13 protein-coding genes and 1 pseudogene are annotated in these 26523 nt (G+C 33.7%); 12 read left to right on the top strand and 2 right to left on the bottom strand.

All coding sequences use genetic code 11. From position 1 onward, the window contains the following. The first annotated feature begins 82 nt into the window (after positions 1-82). The gene (locus tag DFQ11_RS09400; RefSeq protein WP_110475633.1) at positions 83-1189 is read left to right on the top strand and encodes a glycosyltransferase family 4 protein; all 1107 of its coding nucleotides are present in this window, start codon (positions 83-85) and stop codon (positions 1187-1189) included. On the opposite strand, the gene DFQ11_RS09395 is transcribed toward DFQ11_RS09400, so the two are convergent. Next, positions 1170-2060 (bottom strand): ATP-grasp fold amidoligase family protein, encoded by an 891-nt coding sequence (locus tag DFQ11_RS09395; protein ID WP_110475632.1) that lies wholly within the window; start codon positions 2058-2060, stop codon positions 1170-1172. The genes DFQ11_RS09400 and DFQ11_RS09395 overlap by 20 nt on opposite strands. Before the next feature lie 211 nt (positions 2061-2271). Between DFQ11_RS09395 and DFQ11_RS09390 the strand changes: the two genes are divergently transcribed. The 3 genes from DFQ11_RS09390 to DFQ11_RS09380 are packed head-to-tail and all read left to right on the top strand — an operon-like array spanning position 2272 to position 5281. Continuing rightward, positions 2272-3693 carry a CCA tRNA nucleotidyltransferase gene (locus tag DFQ11_RS09390; RefSeq protein WP_110475631.1) on the top strand — a complete coding sequence of 474 codons (1422 nt, stop codon included), beginning with the start codon at positions 2272-2274 and terminating at the stop codon, positions 3691-3693. Continuing rightward, positions 3690-4724, top strand: coding sequence for a COX15/CtaA family protein (locus tag DFQ11_RS09385; protein ID WP_110475630.1), 1035 nt, complete (start codon positions 3690-3692; stop codon positions 4722-4724). The genes DFQ11_RS09390 and DFQ11_RS09385 overlap by 4 nt, the downstream gene beginning before the upstream one ends. Positions 4725-4762: 38 nt before the next feature. Then, entirely contained in the window at positions 4763-5281 is a 519-nt protein-coding gene (locus DFQ11_RS09380) for an IS1096 element passenger TnpR family protein (RefSeq protein WP_110475629.1), read from the top strand. Here the strand turns inward: DFQ11_RS09380 and DFQ11_RS09375 are convergent. Further along, on the bottom strand, positions 5278-6342 hold the full coding sequence (locus tag DFQ11_RS09375; RefSeq protein ID WP_110475628.1) for a hypothetical protein: 1065 nt from the start codon (positions 6340-6342) through the stop codon (positions 5278-5280). The genes DFQ11_RS09380 and DFQ11_RS09375 overlap by 4 nt on opposite strands. Positions 6343-6667: 325 nt before the next feature. Here DFQ11_RS09375 and DFQ11_RS09370 point away from each other — a divergent pair, with 325 nt between their 5' ends. The 8 genes and pseudogenes from DFQ11_RS09370 to DFQ11_RS15455 all read left to right on the top strand — a co-directional run bounded on the left by DFQ11_RS09370 (position 6668) and on the right by DFQ11_RS15455 (position 26488). Next, on the top strand, positions 6668-7564 hold the full coding sequence (locus DFQ11_RS09370; protein ID WP_110475767.1) for an ABC transporter ATP-binding protein: 897 nt from the start codon (positions 6668-6670) through the stop codon (positions 7562-7564). Between the two features lie 59 nt (positions 7565-7623). Beyond that, positions 7624-8451 (top strand): ABC transporter permease, encoded by an 828-nt coding sequence (locus DFQ11_RS09365; protein ID WP_110475627.1) that lies wholly within the window; start codon positions 7624-7626, stop codon positions 8449-8451. A gap of 105 nt (positions 8452-8556) precedes the next feature. Next, positions 8557-11994: a T9SS type B sorting domain-containing protein gene (locus DFQ11_RS09360; RefSeq protein ID WP_110475626.1), complete on the top strand. Its 3438-nt coding sequence runs from the start codon at positions 8557-8559 to the stop codon at positions 11992-11994. Further along, a complete protein-coding gene (locus DFQ11_RS09355) occupies positions 11991-14456 on the top strand; it encodes a T9SS type B sorting domain-containing protein (RefSeq protein WP_110475625.1) in 2466 nt (821 codons plus the stop codon). Before DFQ11_RS09360 ends, DFQ11_RS09355 begins: the two co-directional genes overlap by 4 nt. Before the next feature lie 38 nt (positions 14457-14494). After that, positions 14495-16273, top strand: a complete 1779-nt coding sequence (locus tag DFQ11_RS09350) for a T9SS type B sorting domain-containing protein (protein ID WP_229791271.1) — start codon at positions 14495-14497, stop codon at positions 16271-16273. Between the two features lie 422 nt (positions 16274-16695). Beyond that, complete coding sequence (locus tag DFQ11_RS09345) at positions 16696-21540, top strand: T9SS type B sorting domain-containing protein (RefSeq protein ID WP_110475623.1); 4845 nt, start codon at positions 16696-16698, stop codon at positions 21538-21540. A gap of 115 nt (positions 21541-21655) precedes the next feature. Next, positions 21656-22429: pseudogene (locus tag DFQ11_RS15460) on the top strand (choice-of-anchor L domain-containing protein); the annotation flags it as partial. 1782 nt (positions 22430-24211) lie between these two features. Further along, positions 24212-26488, top strand: coding sequence for a T9SS type B sorting domain-containing protein (locus DFQ11_RS15455; protein WP_373287854.1), 2277 nt, complete (start codon positions 24212-24214; stop codon positions 26486-26488). Positions 26489-26523: the final 35 nt, after the last annotated feature.

Here is a 26523-nt window from a genome sequence, read left to right as displayed (position 1 = left end):
AGGATAAATTAAAGGTTTAATTATGAATTTAAACTATTATTTTATTTATTTTTCCGAAAATTAATATTTACAATTTTTAGAAATGAGATTAATTCAATTCACAGCATCTACTGTTTGGCGTGGACACGAGCAAAAAATAGTTTATCTATATGAAGCCTTTGCTGCACAGGGTTATGTGGAAGACCAATGGATTGTTTGTCCTCAAAATTCTGAAATTTACGAGGTTGCTAAAGAGAAAGGTTTGCAAGTGATTTCTTTTGATTTCACATCTGAGTATAGTTTTTCTTTTGCTAAAGAATTTAAAAAAATTGTTCAGGAAAAGAATGCTTCAGTAATTTTCATCCATAGCTCTAAGGCCCAAACTATAGCGGTGATGTCAGCCTTTATTTTTGGATTAAAAGTTCCATTAGTTTTATGTAGAACACTTATAAAACGAGTTGACACTAATTTTTTCAGAAAATGGAAGTACAACTATAAAGGAATCAAAAAGATCATTTGTGTTTCTCAACCTGTTGTAGAATCGTTAAAATTCGCTATTAAAGATCACAGCAGGTTTACCGTAATTGGTAGTGTTACCGATATAAATAAATTTCAAAAACAAGAAGGAACTGGATTGCTCCATGAAGAATTTAATATACCTAGGGAATACAAAATTATCGGGAATATTGCTGAATTCACTAAATTTAAAGATCATTACACCTGGGTTGATACGGTAAGTATTTTAGTAAAAGAAAACACTTTTAAAGCGAAATACATTCTCGTTGGAAAAGGTTTTATGGAAGAAGAGATTCGTAGTTATGTCGACGAAAAAGGTTTGACGGACCATATTATATTTGCTGGATTTAGACGTGATATTCCTGAAATTTTACCTGAATTCGATTTATTTTTATTCACTTCTAATAACGAACCAACTGGAGGTGTTTTATTAGAATCTTATGCATGTAAAGTTCCAATCGTAGCCGCCAGAGCTGGTGGAATTCCTGAAGTTATCGTCGACGGAGAAACTGGATTATTAGCTGAAGTTGGCAATCCTAAAGATTTTGCGCTAAAAGTGAACTCTTTAATTAACAATAAAACTTTGCAAAATAAATTGACATCTCATGGGTATCAATATCTTGTAGACAATTTCACCAAACCTGTTATAGCTAAAAAGATGTTTGATGAGCTATCTAAACATGAGTTGAAATAGGTAATTTCATTAAATCGCCCAATTCTTTATTTAACCGTTCAACTGTAAGACGTTTTAACCCTGCCCATGGAAAAAAGGTTAATTCACCGAAGTAAATTTTATCTTGAATTGAATATAAATCTACTCGGACAAAAATAAATTCACTTGAGAGTTTCTTAGAAATTGAAATCAGTTCATTTAGGTTTCCTGGTTTCGGTATCGATTTGTTTAGAAAGTCTTTTTTATTAGAGTCATCCTGAAGCTTGTTCCATTCTAAATCATAATAACAACTTCTAAACTTTCCATCACTAAAAGTTTTTACCCAAATATATTCGGGTTCTCCGTGTATACAGAAAAACTTGAAGTCTATGATATTCTCACTATCTGATTGATCTAGATAATGCTCGACTAAAATGCGAGGCTTTACATCTTTATAAATCAACTCTTTATACTTATCATAATAGTTTAAGTGGAGATACTTATTTAGAGTTTTCTTTACTTGACTGATATCAATTTTAGATTTATCATCCACAATAACATTATACCCTGAACCATGGGTTCCTTTTAAAGCATATTGATTTGGTAGCGCTTGAAAACCAATAGCATCAACATTGTCATAAATTGCAATAAAATCTACTAAATAATTCCCACCGATTCGTTTTTCTACAAACTTCCTTACTTCATATTTATCTACAAAATCACCATAATCCTCAGTATATAGATAAAATTTAAGCCAATTTAATTTTTCAGCAAACTCTACTGGATTGTCCAAATTTAATTCTCTTTCATTTTTTAAGAAATACTGTGCTTTAGTAAAGGCTACCTCTGAATTTGGCTTACTTTTTAAATACTTAGAAAGTAATTGATAATATTTCCTTTTAAAGAAATTCATAAATTAGTAATTGAGTTAGGACGTAAATGTATTAATTAAATTATCCATTTTAATTTAAAAATTCACAATTCACGGCTTCAATTATATTATTGACGGACAGTATTCAAAAAGCATTGCATTCATTTTAAAAGAATAGCAGTAAATCGTACATTTGCACAGCAAAAATCAACGCATTTTCGGTAATATAAAAAAGCGCTGACATTACCCTATTATGAACCACAAGCAAGCATTAAAGCACAATATATTTAATATTATTTCACAATCTGCTGAAGAGCTACAAGTAGAAAGCTACGTCATTGGTGGCTTTGTACGCGATTATCTATTGGACCGTGGTGACGCTAAAGATATTGATGTCGTGGCTGTTGGAAGTGGAATTGAGTTAGCAAAACAAGTCGCTAAAAACTTACCTAACAAACCTAAAGTTCAAATATTCAAAACATACGGAACAGCTATGTTGCGTTACGACGATATTGAAATTGAATTCGTTGGTGCGCGTAAAGAAAGCTACCATGAAGACAGTAGGAATCCGATTGTTGAAAATGGAACCCTAGAAGATGACCAAAATCGACGTGACTTTACTATCAATGCCTTAGCTCTAAGTCTGAATAAAGATAGTTTTGGAGACTTATTGGATCCGTTTAATGGTATTAGCGATTTAGACAAAGGTATCATCCGAACACCTTTAGAGCCTAACATCACTTATAGCGACGATCCGTTGCGTATGATGCGAGCTATTCGTTTTGCGACGCAACTAAATTTTAAAATTGAAGAAGCGTCGCTTAAAGCTATTACAGATAATAAGGAGCGCATCAAGATTATTACTAAAGAACGTATTGTTGTAGAGCTGAATAAAATTCTTGAAAGTGAAACGCCTTCCATTGGATTTATTCACCTGGAAGAAACAGGGCTTCTAGACTATATTTTACCTGAATTAACAGCCTTAAAAGGCATTGACGAAATTGAGGGTCAAAAACATAAAGACAATTTTTATCACACTTTAGAAGTGGTTGATAATATTGCAAAAACTACAGATAACTTATGGTTACGTTGGGCCGCACTATTACATGATATTGGAAAAGCACCAACAAAGAAGTTCCATAAAAAAATTGGTTGGACTTTTCATGCGCATGAATTTGTAGGCGCGAAAATGGTCTACAAACTTTTCAAACGTTTAAAAATGCCATTGAATGACAAAATGAAATTTGTTCAAAAAATGGTTTTAATGAGTTCTAGACCTATTGTTTTAGCTTCAGAAGTAACCGATTCCGCAGTAAGACGTTTGGTCTTTGATGCTGGAGACCATGTTGAAGATTTAATGACACTTTGTGAAGCAGATATCACGACAAAGAACCCTAAGAAATTCAAGAAATACCATAATAATTTCCAAAAGGTTAGAAATAAAATTGTTGAAGTTGAAGAACGTGATCAGGTTCGTAATTTCCAACCACCTGTTAGTGGCGAAGAAATTATGGAAGCTTTCAACTTAAAACCTTCAAGAGAAATTGGGATTATTAAGGAAGCTATAAAAGAAGCTATTTTAGAAGGTGAAATTCCTAACGAACATGAAGCTGCTTTTGAATTAATGCTAAAAAAAGGAAAGGCCTTAGGCTTAACTTCAACCATTACCAAATGAAAGTAAAATTTAGAAAAACAGTAAAAGTCGCATTGGTGCTCGTTTATTTAGTGATCATTGCGGGAGCTGTAGTGCGTATGACAGGTTCTGGTATGGGCTGTCCGGATTGGCCAAAATGTTTTGGATACTACATTCCACCAACTGAACTTTCTGAATTACAATTTAAACCCAACCACGATTATAAAAAAGGAGTGGTGATTATTGTAGATGAAACACTTCAAGTTGCAAAAGAAAATTTTACTTCGGGAGAATCATTAGATTTATCGCACTGGAATAAATATACCGCTCACGATTACGCTACCTTTAATCCAGTTCACACTTGGGTAGAATATATTAATAGGCTTTCTGGAGCATTATCTGGAATTCCAATTTTGATTTTTACCATAATGTCTATATGGCTTTGGAAGGATAGAAAACGTTATTTATTGCTATCTATTTTCACCGTAGTTGCCATGGGATTTCAGGCTTGGCTAGGTAAAACAGTGGTTGATTCTAATTTAGCCCCTTTCAAAATCACTATTCATATGGTTATGGCGCTAGTCATTGTTGCCGTTATTTTATATCTCATTTTTATCTCTAAAGAGAAATTCAAATTGGTGAAATTTGACCCATTATTTAAAAATGTTCTCATTTTTGCAACCCTTTTAACTTTAGTTCAGATTGTTTTAGGAACGCAAGTTCGCCAACATGTCGATGAACAAGTGAAAGCTATTGGCTATATAAAATCGCTGTGGTTAGACAATCCCACATTAGATTTTTACATACACAGAACGCTTTCCATTCTTGTATTAGCTGTTAATGTTTGGTTATACTACAGAAATAAAAAACAGCACTTAGGTTATACTAAATTAGATTGGGTACTAGTTTGTATTGCACTCGAAATTCTAACAGGCATGGCCATGTACTACTTCGATTTCCCATTTTCTACACAGACCTTACACTTAGTTATAGCAACTATCTTAATTGGAATTCAATTTTACATTGTTTTAGAAAGTAGTCGTAGAAGTGTTGATAAAACTGCCATAGCTTAAACATAAATTATATCTTTGCAAATTCTTAAACCAGAACAATGATTTACAGATTTAGAATTATACTTGATAACGATTCCGAAGAAGATGTATTCCGTGATATTGAAATTCGCGAAACTGACACTATGGAAGATTTACACAATGTTATTACCCAATCCTTTGGTTTTGACGGTATGGAAATGGCTTCGTTTTATGTGAGTGATGAGCAATGGAATCAAGGTGAAGAAATTGCTATGATGGACATCAGTGAAGCTGGCAACGAAATCAAAATGATGGGAACTACTATCATTAAAGATATTGTTCATGAAGCTAGTACTCGTTTAATCTATGTCTACGATTTTATGAGTATGTGGACATTTTACGTAGAACTTGGTGAAATCATTGAAGAAGCTGAAGGTACAGACTACCCTAATTTAATGTTTGTTCATGGTCAAATTCCTGATGAAGCTCCAGAAAAAATATTTGAAGCTGAAGAAGACGAAGATTTATTTAATGAATTCGAAGACGATTTAGACGTTGATGATTACAGTGATTTAGATTTCGATGAAAATTGGAATTAAAGAAATCGTTTTAAACTCACATCTTCATAATTACGCTTAACAAAATCGAGTGCATTTCTTAGAATTTCACCCATATTTTCACTTTTTCTAAAGTTTAAATCCATAGTAAATTCATAAATATCCTCTTTTAGCATTTCAATATGTTTTGGTATAGATATCTCATCTTCTACCATACAATCTAATAATGCATTAAGTCGCGTATGATAACTAATCATGCGCTTTGCGACGATAGAACGTTCTTCTATTTTATATTGATCGATAGATTCATTCTGGATTTTCTCACCTACTAATTCCACCATTTTATAGTTTTCTTTAAAAAATTGTGGCTTGTAAATTTTAAAATTACCCTCATAACACTGTTGATCAAAATCTATAGCTCTAATTTTAAATACAACATGATCAAAATCGTGGGTTGGTACAATCACGTAATTATATGAACGCATATCACCTAAAAGTCGAATTAAACAACGCTCATTAAACTTTACAAATTCTTTGGCGATTTGAGCTTTTTCAGATTCATTACAATCAGGAAGCATGGTGTTTATAAAAACATCTCCAGGAATTCCAGCAATATGTTCTTCGATCAAGGTATCTCCACATACCAAAAAGTTAATCTGATATGGGGATAACATTTGCTCCAATTCTAGTCCATAAACTCGAGAAGCATCCGCGGTTTTTACATAAAAATAGGTGTAATTATCATTTAGAATATTACGAACTTTAACTCTAAAAGGTTTAGAATTTCCAAAGGTGCAAAAGTCAATAGCATCTACACTTAGATATTTTAAAATACCTTTACCTCCATCTGAAATCAAATTAGAATAAACCTGCTTTAGGCTAATGTCTATTTCCTCACGTTCATAATCATTATAATATACTCGAACCCATAGTGTGTCCTCATCATTTTGATCGTAAACTACAACAGACCCTTGAAAACGCAGTAAATCTGAATAAAAAATAGGAAGGTCTATATTTCGTCGGTATTCCGACAAATAGGCATCTAATTTCTCAGAGATAGGATACGTTGGCTTTCGTTTTGAAATTTTCAAATCATCATTCATTTTCTAAATTTAAGAGTTCCTAAATGAATAGGAAAATCTTTAATACGAATTTTAGATATTTATTCGCAAATGATATAAAAATTGCCATTTAGAGTGCTTTTTTATAAGAAAACCGACCTTTTTCTTTCTAAAAATTGGAGTTTAACTCATTTCTATAGTAATACAAAAATGAATAAATGCGATAACTTTTATATCCCGATGTAATAAAACCAAATATTTTGTAACAAACATTTATATCACTCGTCTTATCTACATAACCAATTGATATTGTTTAAAAACTATTTAAGACAATGAGTTTTTGACAATTTCACAAAAACCAATCATTTTGGAGACTATCCTCACCATTAATAATCTCACAAAGAAATTCGGCCGTTTAACGGCTGTAAAAGATTTAAGCTTTACCATTCATAAGGGAAATGTTTACGGCATTTTAGGTCCTAACGGAAGTGGAAAATCCACAACTTTAGGAATCGTTTTAAATGTAGTAAATAAAACAAAAGGCGATTTTCATTGGTTTGATGGGAATACCACAACTCATGACGCTTTAAAACAAGTGGGAGCTATTATCGAACGACCTAACTTTTATCCTTATATGACTGCGGAACAAAACTTAAAATTAGTCTGCCGTATCAAAGAAGTGGATAAAAGTAAAATTGACGAAAAGTTGGACGTTGTTGGTTTATTGGATAGAAAACATCATAAGTTCAGCTCCTATTCACTCGGAATGAAACAGCGTTTAGCAATTGCTTCTGCCCTACTTAATGACCCAGAAATACTAATTTTAGACGAGCCAACTAACGGATTAGATCCACAAGGAATTCATCAAATTCGACAAATTATAAAAGATATTGCAGCTAGCGGAACTACTATTCTTTTAGCTTCTCACCTTTTGGATGAAGTTGAAAAAGTGTGTTCACATGTGGTCGTACTGCGTAAAGGTGAAAAATTATATTCGGGTCGCGTAGACGAGATGATTAACAGTCATGGCTTTTTTGAACTAAAAGCAGAAAAACATGATGAACTATTAAAGGTCTTAGATGTACATTCAAACATTGGAAAAGTAAAGGTTGAAGGTGAATTAATCACGGCGTTTTTAAACGAACCTATGTCAGCTTCAGAATTTAACAAAACCATGTTCGAACAAGGGATCTTCCTTTCTCATCTCGTAAAACGAAAAGAAAGTTTAGAAGAACAATTTCTTCAACTTACTGATAAAAAATAAAGCAATTACAAAATCAGCATAATTTTTAGCAATAGAAATTATGTAAAACCAACCCATATATGTTACGTCTTGTACAATTAGAATTACAAAAATTATGGCTCAATAGAGTAAGCCGAATTTTAATATTCATATCCTTCATCCTGCCTTTTACTGTCTTAATTTTATCGTCAATAAAAATCAACTTTTTTAACTTTTTCACTTTAGAATTAGGAGAACTTGGTATTTTTAATTTTCCTATAATTTGGCATATCACCACGTTTTTTGCGTCGTATTTTAAATTCTTTTTTGCTATTGTTGTAGTGAGCATGATTGGAAATGAATACAGCAACAAAACTTTAAAACAAAACCTCATCGACGGATTGAGTAAGAAGGAATTTATTCTTTCTAAATTCTATACCATTGTATTCTTCTCCTTGGCTGCTACTCTATTAATTGGTATAGCGACTTTTGTTATTGGGATGTATTATTCGAGTTATACAGAAGCATCCATTATATTTAGAGAGATAGAATTCTTACTAGCTTATGGTGTAAAACTTATTGGATTCTTTAGCTTGTGTCTATTCTTTGGCATGTTAGTTAAACGTTCCGCTTTTGCTTTGGCCTTTTTAGTAATTCTTTACATTGTAGAATGGTTAGTATTTTGGGCTGCCTATTATTTCACAGGTACGACCGATGCCGCTTTTAAAGTAAAAAACTTTATGCCTTTAGAATCAATGTATAATCTTATCAACCAACCCATACAACGAATAGCGATGACTAAATTCCCTGAAAAGAATGATTTAGCCTATGACTACGCTGTACACTGGTACGAGATTGCTATCGTTTTAGGCTGGACTGCTATTTTCGTTTCCTTATCTTATCAATTATTAAAAAAGCGAGATTTATAATAACGTTCATTCTTTCCTTTTTATCATTACCAACTAATACGAAGGTATTTTAATATCTTGTGGTTATATTGTATGCTTTATATGTATTTAGCGTATTAAGATTTTATGAAAAGGATTTGTTTCATTTTATGTATACTCTTTTCTATTGCTCAATGTTTTGGACAAAAGGAGGCTTCATTCTGGTATTTCGGCAAGAATGCTGGTCTTCGTTTTAATGCCGAATCGGGAACAGTTACGGCTATTACAAACGGACAGATTAACACCTTAGAAGGATGTACTTCCTTTTCTGATATGGATGGAAATTTACGCTTTTACTCTGATGGACGAACCGTATGGAATCGAAATCATCAAATCATGGATAATGGCAATTATGCTGCCGGAACTGGTCTTTTAGGCGATCCCTCAAGTACTTCCTCAGGCCTAATAGTTCCAAAACCCAACGACCCAGACAAATATTATCTTTTTACGGTTGATGAGCCACATCATGACAACGCTTCTGTATATCCAAATCAGTTTACCGGTATTTACGAAGAAGGCGGATCTGTTCCAGAATCTGATGATGGTTTTAATAATGGTTTCAATTACTCACTGATTGATATGACTCTTAATAATGGATTAGGAGACGTCGTTCCCACTGAAAAGAACATACATTTGGTTACCTACGATCCTGCTGACCCTTTAGAAATTCAATATAAATGTTCAGAAAAAATTACGGCAGTTCGTGCTGAAGACTGTACATCGTTTTGGGTAATAACACATTTTGTCAACAAATTTTATGCTTTTAAAATTGATGCGACCGGTGTAGAAACCACTCCTGTTATTTCAACAATAGGTCCAAATATTCCTTTAGAAGGCTACAGACGGAATGCCTTAGGTTATATTAAATCCTCTCCTGATGGATCAAAGCTTATATCAGCCAATTTTGGTGAAGCTACTGTGACAGGTGGGAATTCTGGAGGAAGCATATATCTTTTTGATTTTGATAATGAAACTGGTATTATTTCAAATTCCTTAGAATTATATGCTTCGACAAACAATGATAGTCCTTATGGCGTAGAGTTTTCTGCTGAAACTAAGAAAGCTTATGCTACCATCAACAAAGGTATTGAAGGCACAGGAACAAGTCAAGTATTGCAATGGGATTTAGAGAGTGCTAACATTCCTAACTCGCTCCAAGTGATTCATACCTCTAATGATATTTCGGCGGGAGCACTACAATTAGGTATTGACAGACGAATTTACAGAGCACAATTAAGTTATAGTAACCATCCTACACTCTCAAAACACTTAGGAGTTATCCAAAATCCTGAAGCTGATGGATCAGCGGCAAATTACGATGAGCATGGTGTCCTTTTAGATATTAATGGTTCTAACCAAAATGTCAGTCGTATTGGTTTACCTCCTTTCATTCAATCTCTATTTAATTCGGAAATTGATATCATTAAAAATGGAATCAGCACTACTGAACTAAATCTATGTACCAACGACAGTTATACCTTAAAAGCCGATGATATTGCAGGAGCAGACTATATTTGGTCTTTAGATGGTGTTCAATTAGCTGAAACCTCTTCAGAATTATTTATTACTAGTCCTGGTTTTTATGAGGTGTATATTGAACCGAATAATGGAGATTGCCCAATTGAAGGAAGTGCTGTAGTCGGTGTTTTTGATATTCCCATAGTTTATTCACTTTCCGACGAAATTATATGTGACGACAATGGAGATATTGGCTTTTACAGTTTGGACTTTAGTCATAAAAATGCTGAAGCCTTATTAAATCAAGATCCCTTAATTTACAAGGTGAGTTATTTCGAAACGGAAGATGAAGCCACTTCTGGTGAAAACGAAATTACATTTCCTTACAACAACATAAGTAATCCTCAAACTATTTTTGTTCGTGTTTATAATTCTGAAAACCCGAATTGTTTTGCCGTTAACTCCTTTAATGTTGAGATTTTTAACACACCAAAAATCCACTCATTAAATAATTTTGAAATTTGTGATAATCAAGGGGACGTTTCAGATGGCATCGCTACAATTCAACTTGGAGACTTAATACCAACAATTCGAGGCGACCAAGATGCGACACAAACTCGTGTGTCATTTCATGCTTCACAAAATGATGCTAACAATGGCTTCAATGAACTTCCTTTAAATTACACCAACACTTCAGCTGTCAATGAAACTATTTTTGTTAGGATAGAAAACACTCTAAATCCAGCATGTTTTTCAACAGGTAGTTTCAGTTTAATTATAAATCCGATTCCAATTGCTAATCAAACATCTATTGTGCAATGTGATGAAGATGGCATTCCTGAAGGATTCACAATTTTTAATCTCACTAATCACATCAGTGAAATTACCGATAACATTTCTAACCATAATGTAGAATTTTACACATCATTATTGGATGCCGAAAACCAAGAAAACAGTATAGATGCTGATGCCTTTGAGAATTATTTCAACCCTCAAATTATATATGCAAGAGTGATTAATACAAATTCCGGTTGTTCTAATATTAGTGAAGTTTCCTTAGAGGTTAATATCACATCTTCAATCAATACCAGCTTAACCCTATGCGATATCGACGGAACCGAAGATGGCTTGATGGCCTTTAATCTTTTGGATGCAGAAACTACTATTTTATCTGATTCACCAATAGGTTTAGATGTAACCTACTATGAAACTTACGAGGACGCACTTCTAGAAAACAACCCATTAGAAACTACGTTTACCAATACAGTTCCCTATAGTCAAACCATTTATGGACGAGTAGAAAATTCCAACGCATGTTTTGGCATCAGTGAAATTGAACTCACAGTTTTAAGCTTACCTAATCTAGCTACTGAATTTGAAACTTACTATTGCTTAAATCAATTTCCTGAAACCTTAACTATAAATGGCGGTATTCTTGAAGACTCCCCAAGTAACTATTATTATGAATGGTCTACAGGAGAAACCACTTCAGAAATACAAATTAATGCGGCAGGAATTTATAACGTTCGGGTAATGAACACCAACGGTTGTTTCAAAGATCGCACAATTACTGTTTTACCTTCAAACGTTGCCAACATTATAAATATTGACATTGTTCATGCTTCACAAAACAATTCAATCTCTGTTATAGTCAATGGTGAAGGAAATTATGAGTACGCATTAGATGATGTTAACGGCCCTTATCAAGACAGTTCTACTTTTAATAATGTTCAACCTGGTTTGCACACCGTTTACGTTAGAGACAAAAATAATTGTGGCGTTGTTGAAGATTTAATTTCGGTAATAGGATTTCCTAAGTTTTTTACACCGAATAACGATTCAATTAACGACTTTTGGCAAGTCTATGGAATTACAGAACAATTCCAAGCCAATGCAACCATTTATATTTTTGATAGGTATGGAAAACTTTTAAAAGAACTAGACCCTTTAGGTCCTGGATGGGATGGCACTTACAATGGTGCTAAAATGCCAACAAGTGACTATTGGTTTAAAGTTATATTAGAAGATGGACGCACCTATACCAATCACTTTACATTAAAACGATGATTCAATTCCCTCAACTTTGTCTAAAATCCTTATGGACAATTATATTAATCTTCTCCTTCAATTCTTTTTGTTTTGCACAACAGCCAAATGATTGCCAATTTGCTGTAACCGTTTGTGGAAATTCGGATTTCAATTTAGATGTTAATGGGGTTGGCACACAGGAATTAAATAATTCAAACTCTTGTGGAAGTAGAGAATACAATAGTATTTGGTTAAAAGTTGATATTGCAACAGACGGAACCTTAGCTTTTACATTGACACCCGACAGTAATAGTATTAATGAAGATTACGATTTTTTCGTATTTGGTCCTAATGTTGAATGTGGTAATATTGGGCAGGCTATTCGTTGTTCTACAACAAATCCAGCTGCGGCTAATCAAGGTAACAACTTAACAGGCTTAAACTCTACCTCAACAGAAACCTTTGATGGTCCAGGTGCAAATGGCGATAGTTTTGTTAGTGAAATAGATGCCTTAGCAGGCGAAAGCTACTTTATAGTTATTGATAGACCAATTGGTAATAGTCCCTTTTCTATGGAATGGACAGGAACGGCAACCTTCCCAGAAGCACCAACTAATCCTTTGTTAGACAACCTTAGTTCTACAAGTTTACCAACTATAGATATTTGTGATAATGATGCTCCGTTTGATGATAATATTATAGAATTGGACTTCACTTCCTTGACTCAGGATATCATTAATAACGAATCTGATGTAGAAGTGAGCTATCACTTATCGGAAAGTGATGCCAATATAAATATTAATCCCTTAGGAAATGTTTTTAATAATACCTCTCCAAATGAAACCATTTATGTTAGGGTAGAAAATACGACATCAGGCTGCTATATTATTAACGACTTTGATATAAATGTTTCAACATTAACCAATTTTAATCAACCTTCAGATTACCGTATTTGCGATAACGACTTAGATGGCGATGATCAAAATGGTCAAGTTACTTTTGATTTTAATATTAAAAGTGAAGAAATTCTCGATGGAATCGTCGGTGTTAATTATGATATTAGCTACCATTTGAGTCAATCAGATGCTGAAACGTCTACTTCAGCTTTACCTCTTCTGTATTCTAATACAGCTCCCACTCCAACTGATATTTTTGTTAGAATTCAAGATCTCGATTTAGGTTGTATAGGATTTACTTCTTTTAAGATTCATGTGAACCCAAAACCTATAGCCCATGATGTTACCTTGATTCAATGTGACGAAGATGGAATTCCTGAAGGTTTTACTACTTTTAATATCACTGAAGTTGCCGACGACATTACAGGAGGAAATCCAGATACTACCATTTCATATTACCTCTCTCTTACAGATGCCGAAAATCAAATTAATGAGATTGATGGCAATGCTTTTGAGAACTACTTCAACCCTCAAATTATTTATGCTCGAGTAACCAACCAAACAACGAGCTGTTCAAATATTAGTCATATCACTTTAGAAGTTAGTACAACGTCTACAAATAATACAAGTTTAAAACTATGCGATACAGATGGTATAGAAGATGGCTTTATGGAGTTTAATCTAGCTGATGCAGAGCCAATTATTTTAGCTGGAGCTCCTGCTGATTTAGATATCACTTATTATGAAAATTATGATGATGCTTTAGTCGAAAGCAATGCTCTTGGCTCAACTTTTACTAATACGATACCTTACAATCAAACTATTTACGCAAGAGTAGAAAACACAAATGCTTGTTATGGGATTAGCACGGTAGAACTTTCTGTTTTCGCACTTCCTAATATTGAAACTACATCTGAAGCTTACTATTGTCTCAATCTATTTCCTGAAACCTTAAGCTTATCTGGAGGAGTCATTGACGACATACCAAACAACTATAGTTATTTATGGTCTACAGGTGAAACAACCACTGAAATTAATGCAAATTCACCAGGCACTTATACGGTTAGAGTTACGAATTCTAACGGTTGTTTTAAAGATAGAGTAATAAAGGTTTTACCTTCTAATATTGCAAGCATAACCAACATTGAAATCGTTGATGGAACAATTAATAATTCCGTTTCAATCCTAGTGAATGGTGAAGGTAATTACGAATATGCTTTAGAAGACATATGGGGTCCTTATCAAGATTCAAATACTTTTGAAAATGTACCTCCAGGCCTCTATACGGTTTATATAAGGGATAAAAATAATTGCGGCATCACAGAAGATTTAATCTCCGTAATTGGTTTCCCTAGATTTTTCACACCAAATGATGATAACAACAATGACTTTTGGCAAGTAAAAGGGATTTCATCAGAATTTCAATCGAATTCCACTATTTATATTTTTGATAGGTATGGGCAACTTTTAAAAGAACTCGATCCGTTAAGCGTTGGTTGGGACGGCACATTTAATGGAATAAAACTACCATCTAGCGATTATTGGTTTAAAGTACAGCTTGAAGATGGCAGAACATTTACAAGTCATTTCACATTGAAGCGCTAACTTAAAAATTTGTATTTTGGTATGATCAACCTTCAAATTTGAAAACATACCAATACATATTATTATACGTCATAAGTATTTCTCAGCTGTTAATGGCTCAAGACATTTCCTTGTACCAGCAATTTAATGGTCGCTACGATTATCTCGCCATTGGAAATACTATGAACTTAGCCGAAAATGGCACTAGTGCTCCTTGTGAGATTCACACTGAATCATCGGCAAATTTAACTCTAAACGACAACCAAAATGTGGTCGCTGCCTATTTGTATTGGGCAGGATCTGGTGCTGGTGATTTTAATATCTCATTGAACAATATAGATATTACAACAGAACGAACCTTTAGCGATGCTATAGATAGTAATCGGATTTTCTTTGCTGCCTTTGCCGATGTTACTTCAATTATTATAGATCAAGGAAGTACTGAATATACCATTTCAAATTTCGACCTCACTGATGTAATCGCTCCCTACTGTCCATCGGGAACAAATTTTGGAGGTTGGGCCATTACTATTATATATGAGGACTCTAACCTTCCGCTAAATCAACTAAATGTATATGATGGTTTACAGAGTGTCCCAGAATATTTAAGTATAACATTAGATAATCTCAATGTTTTAGACAATGAAAATGCTAAAATTGGATTCGTGGCGTGGGAAGGTGACCGATCAATTGCTGTAAACGAACAGTTGACTATTAACGGAAGTGTTATTAGTAATTACCCTTTAAACCCTGCTAACAATGCATTTAACGGCACAAATTCTTTTACAGGAGAATCCAACCTCTACAATATGGATATTGATGTTTATAGCATTCAAAATCATATTAATATTGGCGACACCACAGCTAATATTGTTTTAACATCTGGTCAGGACTTTGTAATGATTAATAATATTATAACAGTTCTTAATAGTCAATTACCAGATGCTACGATCACGATTGATAATGATGCTATGAGTTGTGGTGATAACCAAATTGAAATTTTTTATACCGTTTACAATAGTAATAGCACCGCTATTTTACCTGCCAATACACCAATTGCGTTTTATTATAACGATAGTTTAATTGGCGTGAGTGTAACTCAAAATGAAATTGCTATTAATGGAAGCGAGAGCAGCTCCATAAGCATTAATCTACCAGACAACCTTGACTCTTTGGTTACAATTATTGCGATAGTAGATGATGACGGCACCATGAACGGAGTTGTTACAGAATCGAATGAAAACAACAATAGTGCATTTAAAGAGATTGAATTACTAATTATTCCTGAAACCACCATTCTACCAGACCTTATTGGTTGTAACGAAGGATTTGAAAGCTCAACTTATAATTTATTTGAAGCTATTGAAAGCTTGGATTTTAATGAGGAAGACCTATCATTTTATCGTTCATTGGAAGATTTACATTTAGGAGATAATTCTATAATTATGCCTAGCCATTATTATAATGTTTCAAACCCAGAAACTATTTATATTAAACTAATTAGTCCACCTTGTTATGAAATTTTTCAGTTTAATTTGAACATAGAAAATTGTCCTCCTTATATTCCACAAGGCTTCTCACCAAACAATGATTCAAAAAATGATTGGTTTAATATTCAGGGATTATATAATATTTTTACTGAGCATGAATTACAAATTTTCAATCGTTACGGTGAACTCATCTTTTACGGAAACAACGATAAACCGTGGAATGGCGAAATAAACAGAGGCTTAAATAATAAAGGCAATATTGTTCCTGTTGGCACATATTATTATGTCTTAAATTTGAATGATCCTAAATACCGACCTAAAGTAGGCTGGGTCTATGTAAATTATTAATATAAATTCAACTTTTTCTAAATTCAGTACTGCTTTATAATTAAAATAACAGTACTGAAGTCAACCTTCATTTGGCACATTTTACGCTTTCAGATTAACATATTTACGAATAAAGATAAAATTCTAATTATCAACTATTTAGTTTTGCATGGTATTTGATTAATATTTTGTACCTTTTAGTAATCCATATTTCAAAAAGATAAATAGGTTATTGAGAGTTTAATTTGTGGAAGGAAAGTGAATTTTTGGGTGCATTTTAACATAATACAACCTATACCGACAATAAATGTTAACATTTTATGTATTTCGTCGTATTTATTTGTATTTCGTCTTTAGAGTAGGTATATTTCGCCCCTATTAAATATGTGTAGTCTTGAGTTCTAGCTCGTCCTCCACTTAATTATTAAATTTAAGCGAAACTAATGACATATTTCAACCGCTCCCTCTTCTTAATTTTTTGCCTAATTTGTAGTATATCATATTCACAACAAATTTCGGTAGATAATTCAGTCTCGCCACAGGACTTAATTCAAAACACCCTTGTTCAAGGTTGTGTGGAAGTCTCAAATATTTCTTCGCCTTTAAATGGATCTACATTAGGAATAGGCAGTTATGGCTATTTTGAGCGTGGTGCTTCTAATTTTCCTTTTGAAAATGGAATCGTATTAACTACAGGTGACGCTAGCTCTGCAGGAAACGGTATAAATACAAATGTTTTAAATGCAGGAGATGACACTTGGTTAACGGATAGTGATTTGGAAACGGCTTTAGGAATTTCTGGAACGCTGAATGCAACTTCAATAGAGTTTGATTTTATTTCAATTTCAAACCAAATTCAATTCAATTATATTTTAGCCTCAGAAGAGTATTTTGGGAATAATCCATGTAACTATTCTGATGGATTTGCATTTTTAATTAGAGAAGCAGGAACGACTAATCCATATACAAATATTGCATTAGTACCAGGTACAACTACTCCAGTAAATACCAACACTGTACATGCTGAAATCGTAGGATTCTGTCCGGCTTCGAATGATGAATATTTTGAAGGTTATAATATTGGAGACACCAACTACAATGGTAGAACTACGGTTCTTACTGCAACGGCATCCATCCAACCTAATGTGCAATATCAGATTAAACTTGTGATTGCTGATCAAAATGATGAAAATTTTGATTCTGCTGTATTTATTGAGGGTAATAGCTTTGACGCTTCGGTAGACCTAGGTGAAGACTTTACGACTTGTGCAACGAGCTCTACTTTAGATGCTGATATTGGTAATCCAAATGCCGTTTACTCATGGTATTTGAATGGGGTGTTAATGCCATCTGAAACACAAGCAACTCTTAATGCAATACAATCTGGAAATTATAACGTTAAGGTACAAATTCCTCTTGCAGGTAGTTCTTGTTATATTGAAGATGATATTAACATCACATTAAACTCACCTCAAACATCAGATCCTATATCAGATTATGAAGTTTGTGACGATTTAGGCGGTGACGGAGTTGAAACTTTTGATTTATCAACTAAGAATGCTGAAGTATTAAATACCGTACCACCATCGACCTATACGATTTCATATCACTATACAGAAACAGATGCATTAAATAACAATAATGCTATCACTTCTCAGATTCAAAATACATCCAATCCTCAAACAGTTCACGTTAGAATTGAAGATAATGTTAATGGTTGTTTAGCTTATTCTACATTTAATTTAGTAGTTCATACACCACCTATTATAGGAAACCCTTCGGATGTCGTTATATGTGCAGATGCTTCTGCTAATGGTATCGCTTCTATGGATTTGAATTCTCTTAGAGATAGTCAAATTGTGCTAGGACAAAATGACCTAATTGTTACGTATCATGGGACGGCAAGCGACGCTGCAAATGGAGTAAACGCATTCCCAATGCCATATTCTAACACTAACCCTAACGAACAACTATTTGTAAGTATTAGAGATGTTGACACTGGTTGTATAAGAACAACTACTATAAATATAAGTGTTTTCGATAGTCCGACGATCAACGCCCTAGGGCCACATTTTATTGATGCTTGTGACTCAGATCTTGACGGATTTGCGAGTTTTGATTTAACATCAATAATTCCAGACGTGTTAGAAGGTCTAACAGGTGTATCCACAACATTTCATCTTACGGAAGAGGATGCTCTAACTGGTGCCAACCCCATAGCAGACGAATCTAATTATTCGAATATTAACGCAAACGTACAAACCATTTATATTAGAGTTGAAGACGATTCTTCTGGTTGTTCATCTGTTGCTCCGATTGAGTTACATAGTAATCTATTACTTACTGCAACTAATATTAGAGATGTGACTGCATGTGATATTGATGATGATGGCACAGAGGATTTCACCTTTGATTCAATTGCAACTACTATAATAAATAACTTAGAAGATGTTACTGTAACATTTTACGAAACGGAAGACGATAGGAATAATGGGACAAATCCAATTGATTCATCTAGCCCTTATCCGTCACAGGATAACCCACAGATTATTTATATTACTTTAGAAAGTCCAACATGTACTGAATTCGCGGAATTTGAACTGATCCTATTCCCAATAGTTGAATTTGATTCTGTTGGCACCTTAGAAGTTTGTGACGACGATCAAGATGGAATAGTCACCACTAATTTATCTCATTTAAATGCAGATGTAACGAACGGTCAAACTGGTTTTAATGTAAAATATTATTTAACGGAACAAGATGCAATAGACGATACTAACGCACTACCTAACTTATATGAAAACGTTTCAAATCCGTTTACTTTATATACACGAATTTCCTTTTCAGAAACGGGATGTTTTACAAATAACTCTTTAGAAGTAAACATAATCCCTGCTCCAGAAAGCGAAAAGCCTGATGATATAATTATTTGTGACGACGACAGAGATGGTTATTCTTCAGTTAATTTATACCAGAGCATTCCAACTTCAATTTTAGCGACATCAAATCGTACGGTAACTTTTCACAATAGCTTATCAGATGCGCAAAATGATGAGAATCCTATTCTATCCATGTATAACTATGAGGCAACAACGGAAATCGTTTATATGCGTGTTGAAAATAGTAATACAAACTGTTATGTAATAGAAGAACTTAGTATTACGGTTAACGCTTTACCTTTTGTAGGTGACTTAACCAACTATGTCGACGAATATAATTTTTGTGAGGATGTTTCTGATGGTATAGGAGAATTTATTTTCCAAACTAAGGATGAGGAAGCTTTAAGTGGTCAAGTTGGAAATGAAGTATCATACTACCTTACAGCTTTAGACGCAGAAAACAAGACTAACCCAATTGATAAAACTAGTGTTTATGAAAACATTAGCAATCCGCAAGAAATATATGTGCGAGTTGAAAACATCTCAGACGAATCTTGCTATATGACGTCATCTTTTCAAATTGAGGTTGGAACAAATCCAACTTATAATGAGCCAACAGATATTTTTGTCTGTGATGATATCTCTAACGATGGATCTGTTTTATTAGACTTGACGAGTATAGTTGATGAAGTATCGGCTGGAATTCCAGATATTCAAAGTGTTAAATTTTTCACTACAGAACTAGATGCAAAAAATAACACTAACGAAATTCCTCTGCAGTACGCAAACACGGTAAATCCACAACAAATTTACGTACAGATAGATAACGGAACCATATGCCAATCTATTACATCATTTGTAGTCAATGTTATTAAAGTCCCTGATATGACTCCTGTAGCACCAATGATTGTATGTGAAGAGGATATGGACGGAACCTCTGTTTTTGACCTAACTACAGCAGAAGATCATATTACGGATGTTAGACAGGAAAATATTGTTATTAATTATTATGAGACTTTAGAGGATGCTGAATCAAATACAAATGAAATAGCAGTACCAGAATCCTATACTAATTTAACTAACCCACAAACGGTATATATTAAAGTAACCAATACCTTATCTAATTGTCCAGCTTTAGTGCCTTTTGAACTAATTGTAAATCAGCCGCCAGTGATTAACGACTTTCAAACTTATAATGTTTGTTCGAATCCTGACAATACGGTTGATTTATCACTGATTAACCAAATAGCAACAGATGTTAACTTTAATGTATTATTTAGTTATTTCTCTAATGAGGCAGACGCTATTGCCAATACAAATGCCTTAGACACAAATTACGAGTATCAAAGTACTTCAGAAATCTTATATGTTAGAGCTGAATACAGTACCACTCATTGTTTCGATTATTATGAATTTAATTTAATAGTAGACCCATTACCTGTTGCAAATCAGCCGAGTGATTTGGTAGCCTGTGACGATAATCATGATGGAATCTTAGAATTTGATTTAACATCACAAAACGCATCCATATTAGGAGGTCAAAGCCCAACATTATATTCAATTTCTTATCATAATTCAGAGTTAGAAGCTCATGAAGATATCATGCCTCTTGATACGAATTATGTTGCATTTGATGGTGAGGTTATCTATGCTCGTATAGAAAACAACACCACAGGATGTTATAGTCTTACACAGTTTTCAATCATCATCAACCCTATACCTTTTGTTGATATAGGAGATCAAGTCGTATGTATTGATAATCTACCATTATTAGTTTCTGCTAATACTAACGTAAGCACTGATACTTATTTATGGTCTACAGGAGAAACGTCTCCAGAAATAGAAATTACGGAAGTAGGAAGCTACTGGGTAACAGTGACATCAGATTTAGGTTGTCCAAACACCAGTTCTTTTAACGTTACAGAGTCTGAAGCTGCCACAATTGAAACAACCGAAGTAGTTGATTTCTCAGATCCAAATAATATTACAGTGACCATTAGTGGAATTGGTAATTACATGTATCAATTAGATAATTTCCCTCCTCAAGAATCTAATGTTTTTGAGAATGTAGCCATGGGATATCATACAATAACAATTATTGATTTAAACGGTTGTTCTAACATTACTAAGGAAGTTCTAGTGATAGATATCCCAAAATTCTTTACACCAAACGATGATGGTGCATTTGACACATGGCACATTGTTGGTGTAGAAACCTTACCAGGAACTGTTATCGATATATTTAATCGATACGGTAAATTTTTAACGCAAATACGTTCTGATACACCCGGGTGGGATGGCACATTTAATGGCTTAAAATTACCAGCAAGTGATTATTGGTATGTTGCAAATGTAAAACGTGGTGAGATTGCCTTTCAATTAAAAGGGCATTTTACGTTAAGAAGGTAAATTTTATACAAATTTCAAAAACCATAAATTTCGTTAATTAACCATATTATAATAAAGGTTCTTAACTTTTTCATATTTTTATAAAAAAAGAATTATCCTCTCCTTTGGAGTATTAGTGAAAAAGTTAAGAACATTATGGTTTATTATTCTTTTTGTTCAAATCCAAGTTGGATTTGCGCAGCAGGTTTCTACAGATAATACCCAAGAACCTAATGAACTTATTCAAAATTTAGTTGGTAATGATTGTATCACGGTAAATAATGTTTCATCACCTATAAACGGAGACATTAACAATATAGTGAGCTACGGCTCATTCAATAATAATTCTTCCAATTTCCCACTTCAGAGTGGTTTAATTTTATCGACAGGCCGCGTAAGTTCGGCAGGAAATATTCCTAACCCAAATAATTTAAGTGAAGGTGATATAGCTTGGGGAACCGACTCAGATATTCTTGAAGTCATAGGAATCGATCAGACTCTAAATGCCACATCCATAGAATTTGACTTTTCTTCTCCCAATAATTCAATAGCATTCAATTATTTATTTGCTTCAGAAGAATACCAACAAGAATTTCCTTGTAATTTTAAAGATGTATTTGCCATTCTAATAAAACGCGCAGGTACTTCAGATCCTTACGTTAATATTGCAGTTATTCCTGAGACCTCTACTGAAATCAGTTCCAACACAATTAGACCAAATATTTCTGGTTTTTGTGACGCTCTTAACGAAGAATATTTTCGAGGTTATAATAGTGGAGACACTAATTTTAGTGGTAGCACACAGGTTTTAACAGCTAGAACAGACATTATTGCGAACGAAACATACCACATTAAATTTGTTATAGCAGATCATTTTGACGAGAGATTCGACTCTGCCGTCTTTATTGAAGCAGACGGATTCGGGACTTCAATTAACTTAGGACCCGATCAAACTATTTGCGGTAGAGCCCTGACTTTAGATGCTAATGTGAGTAACTCTGCAGCCAATTACTCATGGTATTTGAATGGGAATCTCATTCCAGGTGAAATTAACCCAAGCATAGACGTGGAAGACTCGGGAACCTATAGCGTGGAAGTTTCAATCCCTACTTCTAGTGGGAATTGTATACTCGAAGACTCCATAAACATAGAAATTACACCTTATCAAGATGCTGCTCTAATAAACAATTGGGAAGTCTGTGACCCTGAACCGAGTGATGGTCTTTTCGATTTTGATTTCTCGCTAAAAAATGAGGAAATCTATGCCAATTTACCATCTACAGATTATACTATAAGTTATCATAATTCACTAGATGATGCTCAAAATAATGAGAATCGGATTACTGGGATTTATCAAAACACGGAAAGTATTGAGACCTTTTTTGTACGGATTGAAAGTTTAGCTGGAGACTGTCTTCAAATTGGTACATTCGATATTTTAGTTAAAGAATCTCCTAATACTTTAGAATACACCATTGATGTTTGTAATGGTGAATTAGTAGAACCTTCATTCTACGATTTAAACTTATTCATTTATACCGTTTCTAACTTTGAACTAGATAACAATGTCACTTTTTACTTAACCGAAGAAGATGCTACAAATACTGAAAATGCAATAACTGAATTCCCTAATATTGACGATGAATTGCCTTTCTTTTATGCAAGAGTTGAAGATATCTACAACTTTTGCCCATCAGTTGTTCGTGTTAATTTAAATTATATAACTCCTCCAGATATTGGTGAACGCTATATTATCAACCTTTGTATGGACCCTGATTATAATGAGTCTATTGATGGAGAGACTTATGACTACAACAGCTTACCCATTCTTTATAATCTTGAGGACATGATAAGTGAGATTGAAACAATCTATCCTGATATTTTTGTTCAAATTGAAATGTTAGTGATGGGCATCCCAAGAACTATCACTACAGCATCACCTACCCAAATAGTACCCATTAGCATTAGAACAAATGGCGAAAACTGCCCAACATTTTTAAGGGTAGAGTTCCACAAAAATTTATTATTCAACAGGTTTAAAAAAGAACTTAATTTGTTTAAATGCGATGATGAAACTAACGATGGAGTTGTTAATTATAATTTAGCAGAAGTTGCCGCAGAACTCAAAGGTACTTACGACATAGACTTACAATTTTATGAATCGGAAGAAGATCGCTTAAACGACACTAATCCTTTAGATGAAAATATACCTTTAACAGTCATAGGTTCTAAAACCATTTATTTAAGTTCGTCGTATAAAGATTGCTCTCTCAATTCTAAATTAAACTTAGGAATAACTCCAGGTCTATACGTACCTCCCAAAACAATAGATTATTGTGGAAACACAAATCCTTTAACAAATACGACAAATATTGTTTTAGATCCTTTGGTTGAAACCGTAGTAGATGGCCTTAATATTGTTAGCCAAGTTGAATTTTACCTCACTGAGGAAGATGCAGAAAATCAAGTCAACCAATTAGTGGAGAGTGTAGATATCGTTGGTAATCAACAAACTTTATTTATAAGAGTGATAGATATATTTTCAACCTGTCACGACGTTTCAACTCTCCAAGTTAATATTACAAATGCTATCGGAGCTAGTAATCCCGACCCACTTATTATCTGTGATGATGATCAGGATGGATTTTCCAATGTCAATCTTGAGAATATACTACCCGAACTTTCTGGAGGAATGAATAATATAAACTTTACTTTTTTCGAGGACTATGAAGATGCTGTAGAAAATGAATATCCAATCATAAATCGGACTGACTATAACACAGAAAGTACTACCGTTTTTATTCGCAGTGAAATCGAAGGACTAGATTGTTTTTCAATATTTAGTTATGATATACAAATATATGCTACCCCTTTCCTGAATGAAATTACAGATTTTATTAAATGTGAGTTAGATCTAAGTACGCCTTCAGAATTTTTATTCATTAATAAAGATACCGAGATAATTAATGGACAGGAAGACATGCAAGTTCTTTATTTTGAAACTGAAGCAAATGCCATAAATCGAGTGAATCCGATTGATAAAAACACAGCTTATCTTCAGTCATCTAATCCTCAGACCATCTATGTTCGTTTAGAAAATGAAACTGGTAACTCTTGTTTTAAAGTAGCGCCAATGAACATTGAGTCTCGGCAAGCACCTATCTTTAACGAACCGAGTGATGTTTTTGAATGTGATATTAATAAAACAGGCTTAGCCACTACCGACCTAAATAATAAAATACAAGAAATCAACTTAGGCTCTCCTACGAGTTTAATTGTTACGTTTCACCTTTCCCCTCTTAATGCCGAACTAGGCACTAATGAAATTCCATTAAACTTTACAGCGACGAGTAATCCACAATTAATTTATGCACGAATTGAAAACATCAACTCAGGATGTCACGATACGGCTTCTTTTTGGATGAATACACTATCACTACCCGAAGTGAATTTTCACCAAAAATTAGAGGCATGTGGAAATAATTATAATTTATCACCAGAATGGGATTTAACCCAAATAGAGTTAGATATTTTAGATGGAAGACAATATAATATAGCCTTTACATATTACGAATCTGAAGATGATGCTATAGCTAATCAGAATCGAATACAGAGTCCGGAAAACTATATAAATTCTGAAGGCTCACAAACCATTTACGCAAAAATCAGGAATGCCACAACTGAGTGTTATGATATTGTTCCGTTTGAACTAATTGTGAACTCTCCTCCTCCAATTAATGAATTTGAGAATTACGAAATTTGTGAGAATTCAGAAAATTTTGTCGATCTAAAGGAGATTAATACAATCCTATTAGACAACACCTATAATGTTTTATTAAACTACTTCACATCTGAAGTTGATGCAGAAAATAATCAAAACCCTTTGAATACTGATTATTTCTATACGGATACAACAGATACTCTTTTTGCACGAGTAGAATACAGCACCACGAATTGTTATGCTGTTTATCCTTTTAATATCATCGTAAAGCCCTTACCAATTGCAAATACCCCAAGTGACTTACAAGCTTGTGATGACGATTTTGATGGAATATTCGAATTCAATTTAAACCAACAAACCACTCAAATTTTAGGTGATCAGAATTCAAATGAATTTCTGGTAACCTATCATCAAACAGAGGATGATGCGATTGAAAACATGGAAGCACTTAATGAAAATTATTTAGCTTTTGATGGACAAGTAATTTATATAAGACTTGAAAATATTCAAACAGGTTGTTTTGATACCACACAGTTTTCAGTTATAATCCATGAGTTACCATTTGCATCAATCACGGACCAGGTTATTTGTTTGAATGACTTACCTTTAATGGTTTCAGCATACACTAACGTAAATACAGACACCTATCTTTGGTCAACAAATGCTACAACACCTGAGATACAAATAGATGAGATAGGAACTTATACTGTAACCATCACAAACCAATTTGGTTGTCAAAATACCAGCACATTCAATGTAATAGAATCAGAGTCTGCCAATATCGACGTCGTGGAAACAGTAGATTTTTCAGACCCCAACAATATTACTATAACCATTAGCGGAATTGGAAATTACCTCTATATTCTAGATGATGGTGTCCCACAAAATTCTAATGTATTTGAAAATGTTGCTCTTGGTTATCATACTATTACCATAATTGATTTAAATGGCTGTGCCGAAGTTACTAAAGAGGTACTCGTTATTGATGCCCCAAAATTTTTCACTCCAAATGGAGACAGGCAAAATGACACCTGGCATATTATTGGTATCGAAACCTTACCCGGAAGTATCGTTTATATATTTGATCGTTACGGTAAGCTTTTAAAACAGTTGGGTCATAATTCTCAGGGATGGAATGGAACGTATAACGGTCATCATATGCCTGCTAATGATTATTGGTTTTTAGCTGAAGTTAAACAAGAAAGTATTGCATTTGAAGTACGAGGCCATTTCACCTTACGCCGTTAAGTAAACCTCCTACAATTTCTTTAACACCTATTTAT

Origin of the sequence: Winogradskyella epiphytica (assembly GCF_003217215.1) — a bacterium.
GTDB classification, from domain to species: Bacteria; Bacteroidota; Bacteroidia; order Flavobacteriales; family Flavobacteriaceae; genus Winogradskyella; species Winogradskyella epiphytica.
Note: the sequence above shows the minus strand (reverse complement) of the source record. Positions and strands in the feature narration are given on the sequence as shown.